Source organism: Bartonella sp. B17, assembly GCF_053795755.1.
The window spans coordinates 1,318,000-1,337,686 of the sequence record NZ_CP200032.1; the positions used below are offsets into that span (position 1 = coordinate 1,318,000).

Annotated in this window: 11 protein-coding genes, 1 tRNA gene and 3 pseudogenes; 5 read left to right on the top strand and 10 right to left on the bottom strand. The window is 35.3% G+C overall.

Annotation, left to right across the window (positions count from 1 at the left end; genetic code table 11):
* Window positions 1–235 precede the first annotated feature (235 nt).
* The 3 pseudogenes from V4B18_RS05930 to V4B18_RS05940 form a co-directional block, all read left to right on the top strand.
* Window positions 236–610, top strand: a pseudogene (locus V4B18_RS05930) (lambda exonuclease family protein); the annotation flags it as partial.
* Window positions 611–750: 140 nt separating this feature from the next.
* Window positions 751–947: pseudogene (locus V4B18_RS05935) on the top strand (hypothetical protein).
* 7 nt (window positions 948–954) lie between these two features.
* Window positions 955–1,990 (top strand): annotated as a pseudogene (locus tag V4B18_RS05940) (tyrosine-type recombinase/integrase).
* Window positions 1,991–2,808: 818 nt separating this feature from the next.
* On the opposite strand, the gene V4B18_RS05945 reads toward V4B18_RS05940, so the two are convergent.
* The 3 genes from V4B18_RS05945 to V4B18_RS05955 form a co-directional block, all read right to left on the bottom strand.
* Window positions 2,809–4,197, bottom strand: a complete 1,389-nt coding sequence (locus V4B18_RS05945; RefSeq protein ID WP_455475528.1) for an amino acid permease — start codon at window positions 4,195–4,197, stop codon at window positions 2,809–2,811.
* A gap of 569 nt (window positions 4,198–4,766) precedes the next feature.
* Window positions 4,767–6,305, bottom strand: coding sequence for a histidine ammonia-lyase (gene hutH / locus V4B18_RS05950; protein WP_455475529.1), 1,539 nt, complete (start codon window positions 6,303–6,305; stop codon window positions 4,767–4,769).
* A 527-nt stretch (window positions 6,306–6,832) separates the two neighbouring features.
* Window positions 6,833–6,909: transfer RNA gene (locus tag V4B18_RS05955), tRNA-Arg, on the bottom strand.
* Between the two features lie 267 nt (window positions 6,910–7,176).
* Between V4B18_RS05955 and V4B18_RS05960 the strand changes: the two genes are divergently transcribed.
* Both V4B18_RS05960 and V4B18_RS05965 read left to right on the top strand, forming a co-directional pair.
* Complete coding sequence (locus V4B18_RS05960) at window positions 7,177–7,950, top strand: NAD kinase (protein ID WP_455475530.1); 774 nt, start codon at window positions 7,177–7,179, stop codon at window positions 7,948–7,950.
* A gap of 144 nt (window positions 7,951–8,094) precedes the next feature.
* Complete coding sequence (locus V4B18_RS05965; protein ID WP_455475531.1) at window positions 8,095–9,504, top strand: DEAD/DEAH box helicase; 1,410 nt, start codon at window positions 8,095–8,097, stop codon at window positions 9,502–9,504.
* A gap of 47 nt (window positions 9,505–9,551) precedes the next feature.
* Here the strand turns inward: V4B18_RS05965 and gltX are convergent, their stop codons facing one another.
* From gltX to V4B18_RS06000, 7 genes are all read right to left on the bottom strand, one after another.
* Window positions 9,552–10,937: a glutamate--tRNA ligase gene (gene gltX, locus V4B18_RS05970; protein WP_455475532.1), complete on the bottom strand. Its 1,386-nt coding sequence runs from the start codon at window positions 10,935–10,937 to the stop codon at window positions 9,552–9,554.
* A 10-nt stretch (window positions 10,938–10,947) separates the two neighbouring features.
* Window positions 10,948–12,624 (bottom strand): NAD+ synthase, encoded by a 1,677-nt coding sequence (locus tag V4B18_RS05975; RefSeq protein ID WP_455475533.1) that lies wholly within the window; start codon window positions 12,622–12,624, stop codon window positions 10,948–10,950.
* A 106-nt stretch (window positions 12,625–12,730) separates the two neighbouring features.
* On the bottom strand, window positions 12,731–14,110 hold the full coding sequence (locus V4B18_RS05980) for a class II 3-deoxy-7-phosphoheptulonate synthase (RefSeq protein WP_455475534.1): 1,380 nt from the start codon (window positions 14,108–14,110) through the stop codon (window positions 12,731–12,733).
* A gap of 73 nt (window positions 14,111–14,183) precedes the next feature.
* Window positions 14,184–15,569 (bottom strand): glutathione-disulfide reductase, encoded by a 1,386-nt coding sequence (gor, locus tag V4B18_RS05985; RefSeq protein ID WP_455475535.1) that lies wholly within the window; start codon window positions 15,567–15,569, stop codon window positions 14,184–14,186.
* A gap of 188 nt (window positions 15,570–15,757) precedes the next feature.
* Window positions 15,758–16,315 (bottom strand): DUF2059 domain-containing protein, encoded by a 558-nt coding sequence (locus V4B18_RS05990; protein ID WP_455475536.1) that lies wholly within the window; start codon window positions 16,313–16,315, stop codon window positions 15,758–15,760.
* 106 nt (window positions 16,316–16,421) lie between these two features.
* Window positions 16,422–17,126: a ribose-5-phosphate isomerase RpiA gene (rpiA, locus tag V4B18_RS05995; protein WP_455475537.1), complete on the bottom strand. Its 705-nt coding sequence runs from the start codon at window positions 17,124–17,126 to the stop codon at window positions 16,422–16,424.
* Between the two features lie 282 nt (window positions 17,127–17,408).
* A complete protein-coding gene (locus V4B18_RS06000; RefSeq protein WP_455475538.1) occupies window positions 17,409–19,658 on the bottom strand; it encodes a ComEC/Rec2 family competence protein in 2,250 nt (749 codons plus the stop codon).
* Window positions 19,659–19,687: the final 29 nt, after the last annotated feature.

A 19,687-nucleotide genomic window follows, 5' to 3' on the forward strand; every position in this document is an offset into this window, starting at 1 on the left:
TTCCATCAATTATAATATAAGCTACAAACGAGTATTCTTGCTCCTACTCACTTCACTTTCAGCTTTCTTTTATCAATTCATCAGAAATTTGTATGGAAAACATTATTTATCAATGTGTTAATGTACTATCAATTTTAAACTCCTATCGCTAGCGATAAGTCACGCTGTCCTGCCCGCAACAGTCCTAACCTTCTGGGAAGTACCTTTTGCAATATTTTTTCTGAAATTTTCCGCTGTAACAAGGTGCGGTTTTGTTCCTTATCCAACAATTGAGATGGCAGGTGCAAGCCCTGATGTCCCCATTGGAGAGCATGGATTAATCGAAGTCAAATGCCCCAAATCAACAACCCATATCCGCTTCTTTATCGATAACGAGATCAAGCCTGAATATCTTGCACAAATGCAATTTCAAATGGCTTGTACAGGACGAAAATGGTGTGACTTTGTAAGCTACGATCCGCGCTTTACTGACCAATCGTCACATTTACGTCTCAAAATACGACGCATTCACCGTGATGAAGAGCAGATTGAACACATCAATACAGCTGTTGAAGCGTTTTTAACAGAGATAGAACAAGACATGACGCAGATATTAACAAAAGCCGCTTAACATTACGGGGGTGTTTTCTCCTCCTCAGCACCACCGCCCTTTTTCATAACAATTTTTCATGAAATGCGTGATTCACGCCACAGATCAACTGCATCTAAAATTAGGAGAACAGATATGGCACGTCGCATCGCCCGCCCACAATAACACAGCCAGCCATTGCTCGTGCCCTAAGAGAAGCTAAAAACAAGGCTGCGAACTAATAGAAATTAAGCCTACGGGAGAGCTACTCATCTATCTCAAATCTGATATTCCAATACCGAATTCAGTCACGCACCCAGACAAGTTCTTAGACTTGTCAAAGAATGAATATTACGAAGCTTTGCTCTCTAAGATGTGAAGTTCCCATGCCAAAGCCACGCCCTCCTCATCTTGTTAAAGAAATTACACGTCATGGCAAAACTCTATGGTATGTGCGTATTGGTCATGGGCAACGAATTAGAATCCACGGGATATATGGAACGCAAGAATTTGTTGACAACCATAAAAGCGCCCTAGCCCAATCACAAGGGCTCATACTTCCTAAATCCAAACCAAGGAAACTTGTTGAAGGTTCCTTTGCATGGCTCCTCAAACAGTATTTTAATAGCGCTAATTGGCATAACCTAGCTAAAACTACACAAAGACAAAAAGAACTCATTCTTATGAAAGTATGCGATACCATAGGAAATATTCCATACAGAGAAATTAAAAAAATGCATATCATAGCTGGTGTTGAACGGCGAAAAGAAACTCCAGCAACTGCTAGAAACTTTCTAAAAGCACTGAATGGTCTTTTTAAATGGACAATTGATCAAAATCTTCTGAAGATAATCCAGCCTCGAGCATAAAAAGACCACCTCTCAAAAACAAAGATGGATTTCCTGTGTGGACAGAAGAAGATATTGAGAAATATTATCAACGATGATCTATCAGTACGCATGAACGCGTCTGGATTGATGTTCTTCTTTATACCGGCTTGCGTCGTAGTGATGTAATACGAATTGGTTGGAAAGACGTAAATAATAATATTATCCATCTCAAAACAAAGAAGAGTAAATTCCAAACAGATGTTTTTCTTCCAATCTTGCCTGAATTAGCAGCAACACTTGAAATTAGTTCTATAGGAGATGAAACATTCATTTGTGGTAAAGGAGGAAAAAATTAACTAAAGAAAGCTTTGGTAATTTGTTTAGAGATGCTTGTAATGCAGCAGGAATAAAAAAATCAGCACAGGAATTGAGAAAACTAGCAGCAACACGCGCTACAAATTCAGGTGCAACAGTACCACAACTCAAAGCGATTTTTGGCTGGACAGAGGATAGGATGGCATCTCTTTACACGAAGAGCACTGACCGGAAAAAACTTGCTCTTGAATCAATCAAAAAGCTTCAAAAAAGTTAGGGATAGAGACAAAAAAACATAATAGAATCAATGATAAGAAAATCCCTTACTATTAATATAACTCATTGATTTTAATATAATTATACACGCCTGTCACGCCCAACATTGTTTTTGCTGCACGTAATAATTAATTTTTAAAACAATAAACTCTATATAAGAATATAAAAAGTTAACAATTTTTATCTATAAAACATACTAAAATCACTATAAGAATAGCAAATTGCTTTATTGCATTTGTTTTTTATATTTTTAGCAAGCACACAATAAATAACAAAACTTATCTTTAAATTGTTTATTAAGAATTTCACTTCCTATTGATTTTTAATCTAGCCTATTATGCAGTAAAAAAGATAAATATGGAAAAACTATAAAAAAATCTTCAACATTCCCTTTACCTGCATAATAATCTCTATATTAAAAATGTGCACTGATTTTATGTTTTAAATAGACATAAGCTTATATTTTTATTTATGAGCTGAAATATACGATTAAAAATAATAATTTAATAATTAGATAATTTATTAATAAATAAAACTTATTATAAATTAATATAGTTATAATATTATTATAATTTATTACATTATTTTACTATTATTATTTATATTAAAAATATATCTACTAAATTATAAATTTATAAATAATTACCTGTTCACTATCTTGTTGTTTTCACTTGACATAATTTAGTAAACATCACAAATAATGATATATGGATAACTCTCAAATAAATGATGATTGTCAAATTGTTTCATATATTGGGGAATAATTATCGAATATTGTTCTTCTATAGAATCATCAAGCATTTGTTTTTGACTAAATTCTTATTCGTATTCTGATACATCTTGCTTCTTGTTCGAATTAAAAAACTTGAGTACATAGAAGCAAACAACAAGCCAAGCAATCCAACTAATACCTACTATCAAAACTGGTCGCGTATCATCAAAAAAACACAACAAAACAAAAATAAAAGCCATAAACAAAATAGAAAAAATTGATCCTATTGGCCAAAATGGAATTGGAAACTTTAAATTGTACTGCATTTCTTTAGGCATCTTCAACCGCATAAAAATTTGCGAAAGTAAAATCATCATCCAAACAAAAACTGTTGCAAATGTAGCCATCGCTGCAATAAGAAAAAAAAGTCGATCGTGATAAAAATAATTTAGAACAACCCCAAAAAGAAAAACACTAAAGAGCAATAAAATAACAAAAATTGGTATACCGTTTTTTGATAAATATTGAAACTTCTTCAACGCATAACCTTCATGCGATAATCCATATATCATACGACCAGCGCCATACATCCCACTGTTCATTGCCGAAATAGCAGCTGTAACAACAACAATATTTAAAATATTAGCTGCTGACGAAATCCCAAGATTTTCAAAAATTGAAACGAAAGGACTATCCATAAGACCAATTTTATTCCAAGGATAAAGTGACATTAAAATAGCTAATGTCATAATATAAAACAGCAAAATACGAACTGGAGTAGAATTAATCGCCTTTGAAATAGTACGATGAGGATCTTGTACCTCCATCACTGCCATTCCAATAATTTCAATGCCACCAAAAGCGAAAACAACAACACTAAAGCAAGCTAAAAAACCAAACCAACCATTAGGAAATACACCACCGTTTTTCCATAAATTATGAACATTAACAACAGAAGAAACTGTATTTGTCCCCCAACCAAGAAAAATAATTGTTATTCCTAAAATAATCATAGCGATGATAGCAATAACTTTGATAAAAGACAGCCAAAATTCTAACTCACCATACACTTTTACTGCTGCCAAATTAATACTAGTAATGATCAGTGTAATGCTGAGCGCCCATATCCAAGGAGCAATATCAGGATACCAAAACCCCATATAAGTTGCAAAAGCTGTGATATCAGCTAAGCCAACCAAAACCATTTCAAAAACATAAGTCCATCCTGTTAAAAAACCAGCCAACGGCGATATGTAATTTGCAGCATAACGAGCAAAAGAACCAGGAAGTGGATTATGAATAATCATTTCACCAAGCGCTCGCATAACCATAAAAATGGCTAAACCAGCAATACAATAGGCAATCAAAACACTCGGACCAGCAAGATTAATAGCTTGTGCAGACCCATAAAAAAGACCTGTTCCAATAGCAGAACCAAGAGCTAAAAAAATAACTTGGCGCTTGCTCATACCTCGCTTAAGTTCATTAGTTGCCATTTCTTTCCTTTTTCAAAATGCTATCACCCCCATTCATAAAGATAAAATTCGTAAATCAACAAACATCAAAGCCAATTAAAACGTTAAAAGACTCTAATGGATCTAAAAGACTTGCAACTCTTATTGTTCCATTTTTACAACAAAGTATAGTGTAAAGCATTATATTGGCTAAAACATATAACTTTATTTTAGGTGATAACACAGCGGACGCCGGTTACAACAAAAGATTGCACCCCCTTGCCACTTCAATTTAAAGTTTTATGATAACGATACGAGCTTACCATGATGATATTTTATATATCTTCACAGAATTTTAGCTTAACGTGTGTTGCGTTTAGCAAAAAAATTTTAGAGTAGCAAGCGCCATCACGAAATACACTTCTTAATAACATAGCGATAAAATTTTTGTATATAACCGCAATAATAATCATCTGCCTGCTCCAAAAATCATGAATATGCTAATTCATATTAGTTAATAAATAAGCATATTTATCAGATTCCAAAATATGTCATCGAACTATAACCTTGTATAAGAATGTCTTTTTTTTCTTTCGATCTCACGACAAATACTATTTGAGTTCCAATTGTGGAAAAATTGTCTCTGGTAAAATAGATAATAAATGTCCTTCACTCACAAGTACATATGCTCTATGAAGATCTAAAGCCATATAACGGTCTACTTTTAGAGTATCAATATCTTTACGTAAACGTGCGATAACAGATTGCAATAAAGAGCTTGTTTTTAAAGGAGCTCGATATTCAATTCCTTGTGCGGCGACAAGTGTTTCAATGCCAATAATAGTCAAAAGATTTTCACTCATTGCCAATAAACGACGCGCTCCATGACAAGCCATTGAGACATGATCTTCCTGATTTGCTGAAGTTGGCGTTGAATCAACGGAAGCAGGATATGCCATTTGTTTATTTTCAGACATTAAAGCAGCTGCTGTTACTTCAGCAATCATAAAACCTGAATTAAGGCCTGCATTCTGTGCTAAAAAAGCTGGAAGCCCATAAGAAAGTGTTGGATCAACCATAAGAGCAATGCGTCTTTGAGAAATTGATCCTACTTCACATAAAGCAAGAGCGATCTGATCAGCAGCAAATGCTACAGGCTCAGCATGAAAATTGCCACCTGATACAACATCACCATTACTTAAAATTAATGGATTATCTGTTACTGCATTTGCCTCAATAACAAGTGTTTTTGCTGCGGCCATAAGAATATCAAAACACGCACCCATAACCTGCGGTTGGCACCGTATACAATAAGGATCCTGCACACGGTTATCATCGCGTAAATGCGCACTTCTAATTTCTGAATCTTCCACAAGCTTTTTTAATGTTTGCGACACTACAATTTGTCCGTAATGACCACGTAAAATGTGGATATCAGGATGAAATGGCGCTGTTGATCCCATAATAGCATCGGTTGTTAATGCTCCAGCAAGAAGTCCACCACACAATGCCCTGTAACCGTTTAAAAGACCTGCAAGAGCGAGAGCTGTAGATGTTTGAGTACCATTGATAAGAGCGAGTCCTTCTTTTGCTTCTAAAGTAATAGGTGATAACCCTGCTTTCTCTAAAGCGGCCGCCCCACTCATACGAGTATTTTTTAAAAATGCCTCTCCTTCTCCCATCATAACAGCCGCCATATGAGCAAGTGGTGCGAGATCTCCCGATGCACCAACTGACCCTTTTTCAGGAATGACAGGAATAACGCCTTTTGCAAGCATATTTTCTAATAAATGCACCAATTCTAAACGAACACCAGAAACTCCTTGTCCTAGCGAAATAAGCTTTAAAGTCATCATTAAACGCACAATATTTTCAGCTAAAGGATCTCCTACACCACAACAATGTGATAAAATAAGATTTTTTTGCAGAATAGTTACATCGCTTGCATCAATTTTAATTGAAGCCAATTTACCAAAACCAGTATTAACGCCGTAAACTGGCTCATTTCCTGAAACAATCTCAGCAATGCGATCAGCCCCTTTTTCGATAGCCAAATACGTATCATTATGGAGTTTGGTTACTTCACCATTTAAATAAACATTCTTAAGTTCGCTAAGTGTTACCTTACCAGGATTTAGTATAATGGTCATAATTTTCTTTCTTGTTCATTTAAGCTTAATAATTAGCATCGTTAGTTGTTATTAATAAAAACAAAAAAGCTATAGCTGCTCTATAATGCTGAGATGATAATTCAAAACTGATGAGACAAATAAGTTTTACCAATTCTTTAATCCATCAAACAACAGTATCAGCCATTTGCCTTTTTAGCATCCTGTGAAGAATAAAATACGAAGAGTAAAACACTTCTTCACTTTTTTGTTTGATAAAAAAATACTGGGGAAATAGTCTTTCATTGCTAAAGCAATAAATAAAACGGCTTTATAGGATAAATTTTTCATTGCTCCTCCCCTCACACATTCAAATATTTAAAATAATTTATTTAAAATGATCAACTAAAAAAGAGCACATCAATTAATTGCTAAAAACTTTACTTTTCTTAAAAATAATTTGGCTACTTATCCATAACTTAACAAGTACCCCAAACAACTGCATTGAGCAAAAAATAAATCTGCTAGATAACATCGTCATAAAATCATATGAAATAAAATTTAAAATTTGGTGCACCTGACAGAATTCGAATCTGTGACCTCTGCCTTCGGAGGGCAGCGCTCTATCCAGCTGAGCTACAGGTGCTTATTATTGGATATTAATCAGCTCTATTCTTTTAACTGATCATGTCTCCTGCTTCAATGATGAATTATCATTCTTTTAAAAAATATTCGCCTATAGCTTATGAACTTATGCAACTATGCAACTTTCTTATCTTACTTTATTAGAAAACTTTACTTTAAAATCACTTGTTATGAAATTTTATTCTTGCAAAAATAGTTTTTATTACAACTTCAAAATTTGAAAAAAGTAAGCTAAAAGATAAGTTTCAAATAACTGGAATAATTCTTAATGATTACGTTACCAAGCCGCTTTCATTTCATTTCTGCTGAAACTGAAGAAGCTATTAATGCTACAGATAAATTAGTTTCTATTTATGGTAATGCTTCTCTTGAAGAAGCCAATATTGTTGTTGCAATCGGTGGTGATGGCACAATGTTACGAGCCGTGCGTGATGTTATGGATAGTGGAAAACCTATTTATGGCATGAATCAAGGCTCTGTAGGGTTTCTTATGAATGAATTTCATGAACAAAAATTACCAAACCGTATTGCTGACGCACATAAAAAGGAAATCCATCCGCTACGCATGATTGCAAAAGCTGAATGTCAAGGATATATTGAGGCACTTGCAATCAATGAGGTATCTCTCTTTCGTCAATCTTATCAAGCAGCTAAGATTCGTATCAGCATTGATGATGAAGTCCGCATGGAACAATTAAGTTGCGATGGTGTCCTCGTTGCTACACCTGCAGGATCTACAGCATATAATTTGTCAGCACAAGGCCCTATCTTACCCCTAATGGCTCCTCTTATGGCACTCACTCCTGTTAGTCCCTTTCGCCCTCGACGTTGGCATGGAGCATTACTTCCTAACACAGCAACAGTACGCTTTGATATGCTCGAACCTGACAAACGTCCCGTAAATGCTGCAGCCGATAATGTCGAAGTTAAATCTGTCCATTCAGTTACTATTTCATCAGCCACTGAAGTAACAGTTTCAATACTTTTTGACTCTAATCATTCATGGGACGAACGTATTTTATCAGAACAATTTCGCTATTAATTATTGTTTATGCTTTTTTACGTAATCGCCGTCATGGTTGACTTTTTTGTAAATGCGTCTTAACCCTTTTCAGTAATGTGAAATGCTTAATCTTGTTAACAATTTGAATAATGAAATTAAAGTTGCAAAGCAATTGACCGAAAAATGATGCCACTTTTAAACAGTTTTGATAATTTAGGTCTTTCCGCAAAGGTTATTAAAGCAGTAAAATCAGCGGGATATAAAGCTCCAACCCCCATTCAAAGTGAAACGATTCCTCATGTACTTCAAAAAAAAGATGTCTTAGGAATTGCTCAAACGGGAACCGGTAAAACTGCTTCTTTCGTCTTGCCTATGCTGACATTACTTGAAAAAGGCCGTGCAAGAGCAAGAATGCCTAGAACCCTCATACTTGAGCCAACACGAGAACTTGCAGCCCAAGTTGAAGAAAATTTTGATAAATATGGAGTGAATCATCGTTTAAATGTTGCACTTTTAATTGGAGGCGTTTCGTTTGAACACCAAGACCGTAAACTTGAACGAGGTGTTGATGTTCTCATAGCAACGCCAGGGCGTCTTCTTGACCATTTTGAACGTGGTAAATTACTCTTGATGGGCGTTGAAATTCTTGTTATCGACGAAGCTGATCGCATGCTAGATATGGGATTTATTCCTGACATTGAACGCATCTGTAAATTGACACCTTTTACACGTCAAACTTTGTTTTTTTCAGCTACAATGGCACCGGAAATTGCAAAATTAGCGAAGCAATTTTTACATTTTCCTGTATCTGTTGAAGTTACAAAAGCATCTTCAACAGCAAAAACAATCACACAACGACTTGTTAAATCTGAAAGTAAAGCGTGGGACAAAAGAGCTGTTTTGCGAAACCTTATCAACAATGAAGGAAACGAGCTTAAAAATGCTATTATTTTCTGCAACCGAAAAAGAGATATCTCTGAACTTTTAAAATCACTTGTCAGATATAAATTTAGTGTAGGTGCACTTCATGGAGATATGGATCAATATTCACGTATGAACACATTAGCTGACTTTAAAGATAATAAAATCACGCTTCTTGTTGCCTCTGATGTAGCTGCTCGTGGGCTTGATATTCCAGATGTAAGTCATGTCTTTAATTACGATGTTCCTACGCATGCTGAAGATTATATTCACCGAATCGGCCGTACAGGACGTGCAAATCGTAGCGGAAAAGCTTTTACGATCGTCACAAAAGCTGACCAAAAATATATCAGCGCCATTGAAAAAATAAGTAATGAAAAAATTGAGTGGCTCAATGGAGATTTATCAACTTTAGAAACTAATGATCATGGGCAAGAAAACAACGTCATTTCAAAAGCAAAGCCTACAAAATTATCCCAAAAAAGTGTTCAAAAAAGACGCGCTGCACAAACACAAAAATCTTTAAAAAGTAACAAAGCAGATAACATTGAAGTGGAAAACAATAAAGCAAATTCACTTAAGCAACATTGTTCTCAAAAAAGTAAAGATTATATCCCTCTTGGATTTGGCGATGATATCCCAGCATTCATGCTCATAAAAATCCGTAATTAAAAACTTGATTCTTAAAAAATAAAAAAGACTAAAAATATCTCAAGTCGCTACTCTTGCTTTTCTTGACTAGTCAATCTTTCTATTGTTTTTTCTCGTCCTAAAAGTTGTAACAGTTTTCCCATTTCAGGTCCATGACTCATTCCCGTAAGTGCTTGACGTAATGGCATAAACAAAGCTTTCCCTTTACGGCCTGTATTTTCTTTTAATGCCGTTGTCCACACTTTCCAACTTTCATCATTTAATGCACCTTCAGGTAAAAAATTAACAGATTGGTGCACAAATGCGCGATCTTCTAGCGCAACCGTATCAAAATTTTTATCATCGTGAATAATTTTCCACCACAAAACAGCATCATTCACTTTGTCAATATTTTCTCTTATCGCATTCCAAAAATCTTTTGCTGTTTCTCCATCGATAAAAAACTTGTTAAGCCGCGTTTTAACTTCTTCATAAGTTAATTCATGAACAAGATGACTATTCAAAGCAAGAAGATCAGCAACATCAAATTTTGCAACCGACCTTGATGTATCTTGAAGATCAAAATGCTCTAAAAGAGCTGCTTGATGAGGATAAGGATGCACATTTTGTGATGTTCCAATCAAAACAGCAAGACATTGAACAGCCATAGATTCAAATCCCTCGCTTCGTAAAGAACGAATGGAAAGATCACCATCACGCTTCGAAAGTCCTTTTCCTGAAATAGTAGTTAATAAATTAATATGCCCAAAAGCTGGTAGCTTTACATTAAGAGCTTCAAAAATAGCAATTTGCGCACCTGTATTGGTAATATGATCATCACCACGAATAATGTGTGTAATGCCCATATCTATATCATCAACCACAGACGGCAATGTATAAAGATAGCTTCCATCTTCACGAATTAAAACAGGGTCTGAAAGGGAAGCCAAATCAATTGTCTGCTTTCCCTTTACAATATCGTCCCAATGAACTTCTGTTCGCTTAGTCTGTAACGGATCATTTTCAAAATTAGGTAAAAGAAAACGCCAATGAGGCTTACGACCTTGTGCTTCAAGCGCTCTTTTGTCTTCCAATGTTAATTTTAATGCTCCACGATCATAAATAGGAGGTCTTTTGCGTGAAAGCTGAATTTTACGACGCCGATCCAATTCTTCCGCCGTTTCATAACAAGGATAAAGAAGACCTATTTTTTTTAAAATTTCCGTAACTTCATGATATCGATTTACTCGCTTAGACTGATAATAAATTTCATTTGGTTTTATATTAAGCCATTCAAGGTCAACCATGATAGCATCGATATATTCTTGTTTAGTGCGTTCAACATCTGTATCATCATAGCGCAAAATAAATGTTCCATTATTTGCCTGTGCATAAAGCCAGTTAAACAATGCAATACGGATATTGCCAATATGAATATAACCTGTCGGAGATGGGGCAAAACGAACTTTTATCATGAAATAATGCTCAACTTTTATCACGAAAATGATTAACAATAGGGTAACGACGATCACGCCCCAAATTTTTGTAACTGATTTTTACACCAGGTGCAGATTGTCGTCTTTTATATTCGGCTAAATAAAGAAGGTGCTCAATTTTTTTTACCGTTTCCCGTAAATGCCCACGTTTAACGATATCACAAACACTCATGTCATTTTCAACAAGAGATTGCAAGATATCATCTAAAATAGGATAAGGAGGTAGAGAATCTTCATCTTTTTGATTTTCCCGAAGCTCTGCTGAAGGTGCTTTTACTATAATATTGGATGGAATCACAATTCCTTTTGGTCCTTTTAAATTTTGTAAATGATTTTTATTACGCCACTCAGCTAACGCATAAACTTGCATTTTATAAATATCCTTAATAGGATTGAAGCCTCCGTTCATATCACCATAAAGTGTTGCATATCCTACAGCCATTTCAGACTTATTGCCTGTTGTTACTACCATTGAACCAAACTTATTCGAAAGAGCCATTAAAATAGTTCCGCGTATACGACTTTGAAGATTTTCTTCTGTAAGATCAGATGGAAACTCTGAAAAAACAGGTGCCATTATATTCGAAAAAGCTTCAACAAGCTGCGTGATCGGTATTACTTCATAATGACATCCTAAAAGATGTGCGCAATTTTCTGCATCTTTCAACGATTCTTGTGAAGTATACTCATAGGGCATCATTACAGTATGAACCCTTTCACTACCAAAAGCATCCACTGCCATTGCTGCGCAAAGCGCTGAATCAATTCCTCCAGAAAGACCAAGAATGACATCCTTAAAATTATTTTTATTGACGTAATCTCTCAAACCCAAAACACAAGCGCAATAATCAGCAGCCAAACCATTAAGAAGACTGTCATTTGGACCGGCGATACATTGCCATTCAGTAGATTTTCGTTGCCAATGGCTCAAAGCAATATGGCTTTCAAAATGTTTCATTTGAAACACAATTTTGCCCTGCTCATTCAACGCAAAAGATCCCCCATCAAAAACTAACTCATCCTGACCTCCAACTTGATTAGCATAAATTATTGGCACACCGGACTGAATAGCTTGCGTACGAATAACTTCTATACGTTTTAATGTTTTGTTACGATGATAAGGAGAACCGTTAAGAACTAGAATAATCTCAGCTCCTTTATTGCTAAGCTCCGCACAGATAAAAGAATCATTCCAAATATCTTCGCAAATTACTATTCCTAATCCTACTCCACGATAAATAATAGGTTCAGGACGCAAACCAGAAGAAAATACGCGCTTTTCATCAAATTCAGCATAATTAGGCAAATCGAACTTCAAGATTTCAGAAATTATCTGTCCCTTATCAAGAAGCATGGCACTATTGTAAATGTTATCACTGCGCCGTAATGGAACACCAATTACAATCCCTGGCCCTTCTTCTGTTACTTTTGCTAATTTTTCAACGGCATCTCTACAGGCTTTTGTAAAAATAGGTTTAAGAACAAGATCTTCTAATGGATAAGCGCTTATAAAAAGCTCAGTAAATAAAATAAGATCAGCTCCCTCTTCTTTAGCTTCTTTATGCGCCATAATAGCAAGAGAAAGATTTTCTTCAATATCACCGACAACGGGATTTAATTGAGCAATTACTACCCGAAAATTATTTTTTATCAGCTTTCGTATCATCTCATCAATTTTGCGATCACGGATCTATTTTAATCACCTAAAAGTATTTTTTAAAATGTTTCTTTTCTATAAATGCTTAGAATGGTGAATTTCGTATTATTTTTATCTAATTATTCACGGCTGTAGCTAATGAATCAATATTACGACTTTTTTTGAGAAGTTCAGCAACAAGAAAAGCCAATTCCAACGCCTGGTCTGCATTTAATCGTGGATCACAATGCGTATGATAGCGATCGGATAAATTTTCTACTGAAATAGCATGCGCACCCCCCGTACATTCGGTTACATCACGACCAGTCATTTCAACATGAATACCACCTGGATAAGTTCCTTCTTCGCGATGCACTAAAAAAAACTTTTCCACTTCTTTTAAAACATAATCAAAGGGACGCGTTTTATAACCATTTAAGGTAACTGTATTGCCATGCATTGGATCACACGACCATATAACCTCACGTTTTTCTCTTTCAACTGCACGGATCAGTTTCGGAAGATAATTTTCAACTTTATCATGACCAAAACGAGCAATAAGAGTTAACCTACCTGGTTCATTTTCAGGATTCAAAATATCAATTAAGCTCAAAAGCTCATCTGGCTCAATAGAAGGACCACACTTTAACCCAATAGGATTTTTAATGCCACGACAATATTCAACATGAGCATGATCAATTTGACGTGTGCGATCACCAATCCACAACATGTGACCAGATGTTGCATACCAATCTCCAGAAATCGAATCAATACGCGTTAAAGCTTCTTCATAACCAAGCAAAAGCGCTTCATGGCTGGTATAAAAAGACGTTTCACGTAATGAAGAATTTGTTTTAGACGTAATTCCTATAGAACGCATAAAATCAATTGCTTCAGAAATACGCTCAGCCAATAACTCATAACGTTCACCTTGGGGACTATTAGAAATGAAACTTAGCATCCACGTGTGAACATTTTCTAAATTAGCGTATCCGCCTTGTGAAAACGCGCGCAATAGATTAAGCGTCGCTGCAGATTGACGATAAGCCATAGACATCCGTTGTGGATCAGGAACGCGGGAATCCGCACTAAATTCTATACCATTAATAATATCCCCCCTATACACAGGAAGTTCTACCCCATCTTTACTTTCTATGTCAGAAGAGCGTGGTTTTGCAAATTGACCAGCAATGCGACCAATTTTAACAACAGGCTTAAAGCTTCCAAAAGTTAAAACAATCGCCATTTGCAAAAACACACGAAAAAAATCGCGAATATTATCCGCTTCATGTTCTGCAAAACTTTCTGCACAATCCCCACCTTGCAACAAAAAAGATTTACCTTGCGCAACTGCAGCTAATTCATTTTTTAAATCACGTGCTTCACCAGCAAAAACAAGAGGAGGATAGCTGCGCAGTTTTTGTTCAATCTCTGCTAACGCAAATTTATCTGGATAAACTGGAACTTGTTTAATTGGCATTGTTTTCCAAGAATTAGGCGCCCACTTTTTTACCAAGATGTTTTCTCCAAAATTTAAATTTATAGCTCATAGTATCAAAAGATTTATTGCATACCATAATTCTTGCTGCTTAATTTTCCACTTTTTTTCCATTTTCATATACATAGCTTGGTTTATACATCGTTACTAACTCTTCTGTTACAGTTGGATGTACTGCCATAGTCTCATCAAACACGTCTTTCGTCAATTTTCCTTTAAGAGATATTCCAATAAGCTGCGCCATTTCTCCAGCACCAGCCCCCAAAATATGTGCTCCAACAACAATGCGACTTTCACCATCAACAACTAGTTTCATAAACATTTTTTCTAAATTACCGGAAAAAACATTATACATAGGACAAAAAACTGTACGATAAATCTCAACACGCTTATAATGACGTACTGCCTCTTCCTCTGAAAAGCCAACAGTTCCAATCTCTGGCTGTGAAAAAACTGCTGTAGGGATTAAATCATAATCAGGCACAGTGGGGGTATTTTCAAATGCAGTTTTAACAAAACACATTGCATCATGGATTGCAACTGGTGTCAATTGAATATGACCTGTTACATCACCAACAGCCCAAATATGAGGTACATTGGTTGTCATCTTCTCATCAACAATAATTCCACCAAATTTATTTAATTTAACTCCTGCCCGCTCAAGCCCTAAGCCTTCTGTATTTGGTACACGTCCCATAGCCAACATAACTTGGTCAGCGTTAATTGTTTGCTCATTTGACAAAACAACATCATAATAACTATCTGTAGTTTGAACTTGAGAAACTGTTACTCCATAAATAATAGAGATTCCTTTTTCAATCATTGCATCATTGAGCAACTGCCGCAAATCATGATCAAAATTGCTAAGGATTAAATTACCACGGTGAATTAATGTTGTTTTCACACCTAATTCATGAAAAATATTAGCAAATTCAACGCCAATATACCCACCACCAACAATTATTATTGATTTTGGCAATTTTTTAAGATCAAAAATTTCATTAGAAGTAAGACACAAATCACTACCTTTTATTGCAGTGTTTGGTACAGTCTTTGCTCCTGTTGCGATTAAAATTTTTTCTGCTCTTATCCGCTCTCCTGTTGCAGAGAGCTCTAATGTATGATCATCTACAAAAACAGCACGGCTTTCATAAATATGAACATTACTATTTTGCAGTCCCTTGCGATAAAGTTCCTCTAGCCTTGTTATTTCTTTATTTTTAGCTGAAACTAATTTTTCCCAACTAAAAACTGGATCAGCGTATTTCCATCCAAAACCAACACTTTTACGAAATTCTCGTGCATATTGTGACGCATAAACATACAGTTTTTTTGGAACACAACCGCGAATAACACAAGTCCCTCCTATACGATATTCTTCTGCTATAGCAACACGCTTACCAAGCTGTCCAGCAAGACGCGCAGCACGTACCCCACCAGAACCACTTCCAATTACGAACAAATCAAAAGATTTCACAAACTATTCCTTTTCATACACCACCAGCAATAGACTATTGTCATTTTAATTTAAATGAAATTTTTTATTCTCAAATACTACTTTGCATAAAGCAACACACTAAAAAGACCTATTTTTATCAAAAACGGCGGAAAACCGCCGTTAAAAATAAACAAGAATCGTTAATCACTGCAACGACATCAATAAAGTTATTTTTTCTTTTCTGAAGAACCAGGAGTCTTAGACGGAGTGGGCTTATCCACATTAAGTATTTTAGACATCTCTTTTTTTACATTTTCTACAAGATCTTGCATGATAACAGAACGCCATGCCTCAAATGTAGAATAAGCGTCACGCGCAATACTTGGAACTTCTGTTAAAAATTTCTTACCAGTATCAGAACTATAAAATGCGGTAATAGCATCAAGTTCTCCTTGAGTAAAATGTGCAGCATATACGTGAGCAATTTCTTTTTCTAAATCAGAACGCCGATTAGCCAAAGCAAGCGCCTGCTTATCAACAAGCTCAGAGATAGTAGTTGCTAAATTTGGATCATCTCCTATCAGTTCATTTTTAAGATCACGTGCTGCAGTTGGTAAAAAGCTATCAAATTGATCAGTGGCATGAATAGCACTGATAGCCTTTTTAGCTGAGCTTAAATGCTGAGCGCTAACATCATTCGCATGAACCATTCCAATGTTCATAACTAAAATAGCAATTGTTCCAAAACATGCTACAAAACGCTGAAAAGAAAGTGTTGTCTTCATTTAATGATTACCTCGATAACTAATTATAATTCAAACTTGTTATTCTAGCTAAAAACCTTCAACGCCCTTTTTATTACGCTAACATATAGACATGTGAATGTCTTATTTAAAAATCAAATGGCTTTAAAATTTTTATCTGACCATCCTCCATCGCAACAATTGCACGCGAAGCTAACCCTAAGAAAAGGCCATGCTCGACAACACCGGGAATTTTAAGGAGTGCATCTGATAATAATTTCGGCTGCAAAATGCATTCCCAAAACGCATCAAGAATGAAATGACCACCATCTGTCTTGAAAGGACTCTTTCCATTCATTCGCAATGTAATTTCTCCAGAAAGCTCTAAATCATCGGCAACTTTTTCTATAGCCCTTCGTGTAGCGTGCATACCAAACGGGTTAACTTCAATTGGCAGCGCAAAAGCACCAAGCGTTTTTACCATCTTTGTTTCATCAGCAATGACAAGCATCGCACGAGATGCTGCAGCTACAATTTTTTCATGTAGCAGTGCACCACCCCCCCCTTTAATTAAAGCCAGTTCTGGACCAATTTCATCTGCTCCATCAATATCAAGATCAAGCTCAGGTATTTGTTCTAAAGTAGTAGTTGGAACCCCAAATTTACGACATAGCTGCTCAGAATTTTGTGAAGTAGTAACACAAATCACACGCAAACCATCTGAAATACGTTCGCCAAGAAGGCGAATAAATTCATTTGCCGTAGAACCAGTTCCTATACCAAGCCGCATATTATCTTGAACAAATTCAAGCGCTTTAGCAGCCGCCACTTTTTTTAACTTCTGAACATCCACGAGACACTTTACCCTTTTACCAATTAGCGATATCAATCCAAAATTTATTTATCACCTTTAGGCTGAAAAAATATTAGCTGTTATAAAGATATGTAGTTATAAAATAGAATAATTAACAATTTTATCTTTTTCTAAAATTTATTTACATTTTTCACGTTCAATAAAAATTTTTGGCTTAACATTCATTATCAATAATGTAATCTAATCATATATTTTAAAAAATTTTTAAATTGTTAAGATATTAAAAAAAACATCTATTTTCTTTATAATATTATGTGATTTTTATGAATGCTGCCTGTGCATATTCCACGGTCTGAAAAATCCTCTTGAAGACCAAATGATATCTCCGTTTTTGTTTATCATGACGCTGCCTCGTGATAACAACTGTTCAGATGTAAATATTGTTTGCGTTTCCTTATTGCAGTTTCTGTTGCTCATTGTAGATCTCTTAATCACAATATCTGCTTTTATGCATTTATCCGTTTTTTTACGTAAAACAACGACTTTTAATCCATTTTCTAGTCTGGAGGTACAAACATGATCATTACAAATGAACTGTTCTTTAAACGGGGGACCATATTTTGTTGGCTTAATGAACTCGCTTACATTAAATGATTTTTTCCATATAGATGCCGTGAATCTAGGGACATAATAATGATCAGTATATAATTTTTTTCCATTAATAACACCTACAAGTTTCATATTATCTGTTATAATCAGTTGTATGGATGGATTTATCCAACAAACATAAATCCCAATTAAAATAAAAAGACTAAAAACGAATCTAATAGGTGTTTTGAAAAAAGTCAGTCCAATCAAGCCTACACTAAATAAAACCAACGCAGATAACGGAATAAACCCAGGATTCAAAGCAGGAGAAATAGCACTTATAGTGTGAGCAATTTTTATCACGAGACCAATACCAAATCCCATAGCTTGTAAAGGAAACCACTCAATGCCTAAAGGCATCGCAAGTGTTGCTATTAATCCAAAGGGTATGATGAATATTGACACAATAGGTAAAACTAAGACATTGCTAATAACACTAAGGAGCGAAATATTAGAAAAATGATAAGCTGCGTAAATTCCACTTGCAGACCCCGCCACAAGCGAAGATACACATATTAAAATAATTGATAAGGAGGCAAAATGTATCACCTTACCTCCAATATAAGATGGTGTCGTTTTTTTTCTACGAAAAGATAACCTTTCATTCCACCAATCAAAAAAAGCTATTAAAGCTGCCGTCGCAGAAAAAGACATTTGAAAGCTAGGACTTAATATTTCATGCGGAGCAATAGCTAAAGTGATCAAACCTGCAAGAGCAAAGTTACGCATTGTTAAAGCAAAACGATTACACAATACAGCAACCAGCATAACAGCAACCATCACAAAACTTCTTTGTGCAGATATGGAGCCACCAGACAATACAAAATAAAAAGCTGTTGTTATTAATGATGCAATAGCAGCAAACTTTTTAGTAGAATAATAGGATGAAAAAACTGGAAAAAGTGCTAAAAAACTACGAACGCTAATAAAAGCCATACTACTTAGTAGAGCCATATGCAAACCTGATATCGATAAAATATGTGCTAATCCAACCGTACGTAATGCTTTATTTGTGTCCTGTGAAATACCACCTCGCTGTCCCGTTATGAGAGCAGCTGCGATATTGCCATTTTCTCCACCAATCGTCATATTAATTTTTTGCGTCATTTTTATTCGCAAATTTTCAATTTTCTGTAAAACTATCCCTAATATGGTATCAGGTTGCGGAACTGATATTTTGATTGGTTTTCTCAAATAAACACCTCGAGCACCAATCCCTTTAAAATAATTATGAAAACTAAAATCGTAACTTCCTGGACGCACTGGTCCAGATAATGCAAGCATTTTGACTCTTCCAGACAAACCATCACCAACAGCTAATCCATATGGCAAATGTCTTGCTAATAGACGAACACGATTAGGTCCATGACACAATGTTGGCTTTTCTGTACTCAAAACATCCAAAATTAAACGAAATTCCCCTTTTTGCATTGCTTCAATAGAAACAATTCTTCCTGTTAATGTAGTTAAAATATCACGATTCAACATTGGTGTAGACATACGCCATGTTTCTATTTTTGCAGTCAAAGCCCCCAATAGAGTGCAACACAAAAATCCTACGATAAACCATATTTTTCGATGGGAAGGTGAAATACGTAAAATATACAATATTCCAAAGAATACACTGCTCAATACAGCAAATTGTCTCCAACTTGGTTCTCGGTTTAAACTAAAATAAAAAATGATGCCTGTAGAAAAAAATACTAAAATTAATAAAAAAAGGAGTCCTGCAGAGACTTCTTTGTCTATGCAATCTACCAACCACTCCCAGCAAAAAATTATTGCTTTTTTAAAAGATGTAAATAAAAAGGCACTTTGTTCATTATAATTTGCTTTATAAAAAATAGAAAGAATATCTTGCCATATCGAACTTAATTGTTTTCCTTTTAATAAATAATTCTTAACTTTATTTTTACTTGACATCCGCACTCTCTACTTTACTTAGCAATGCG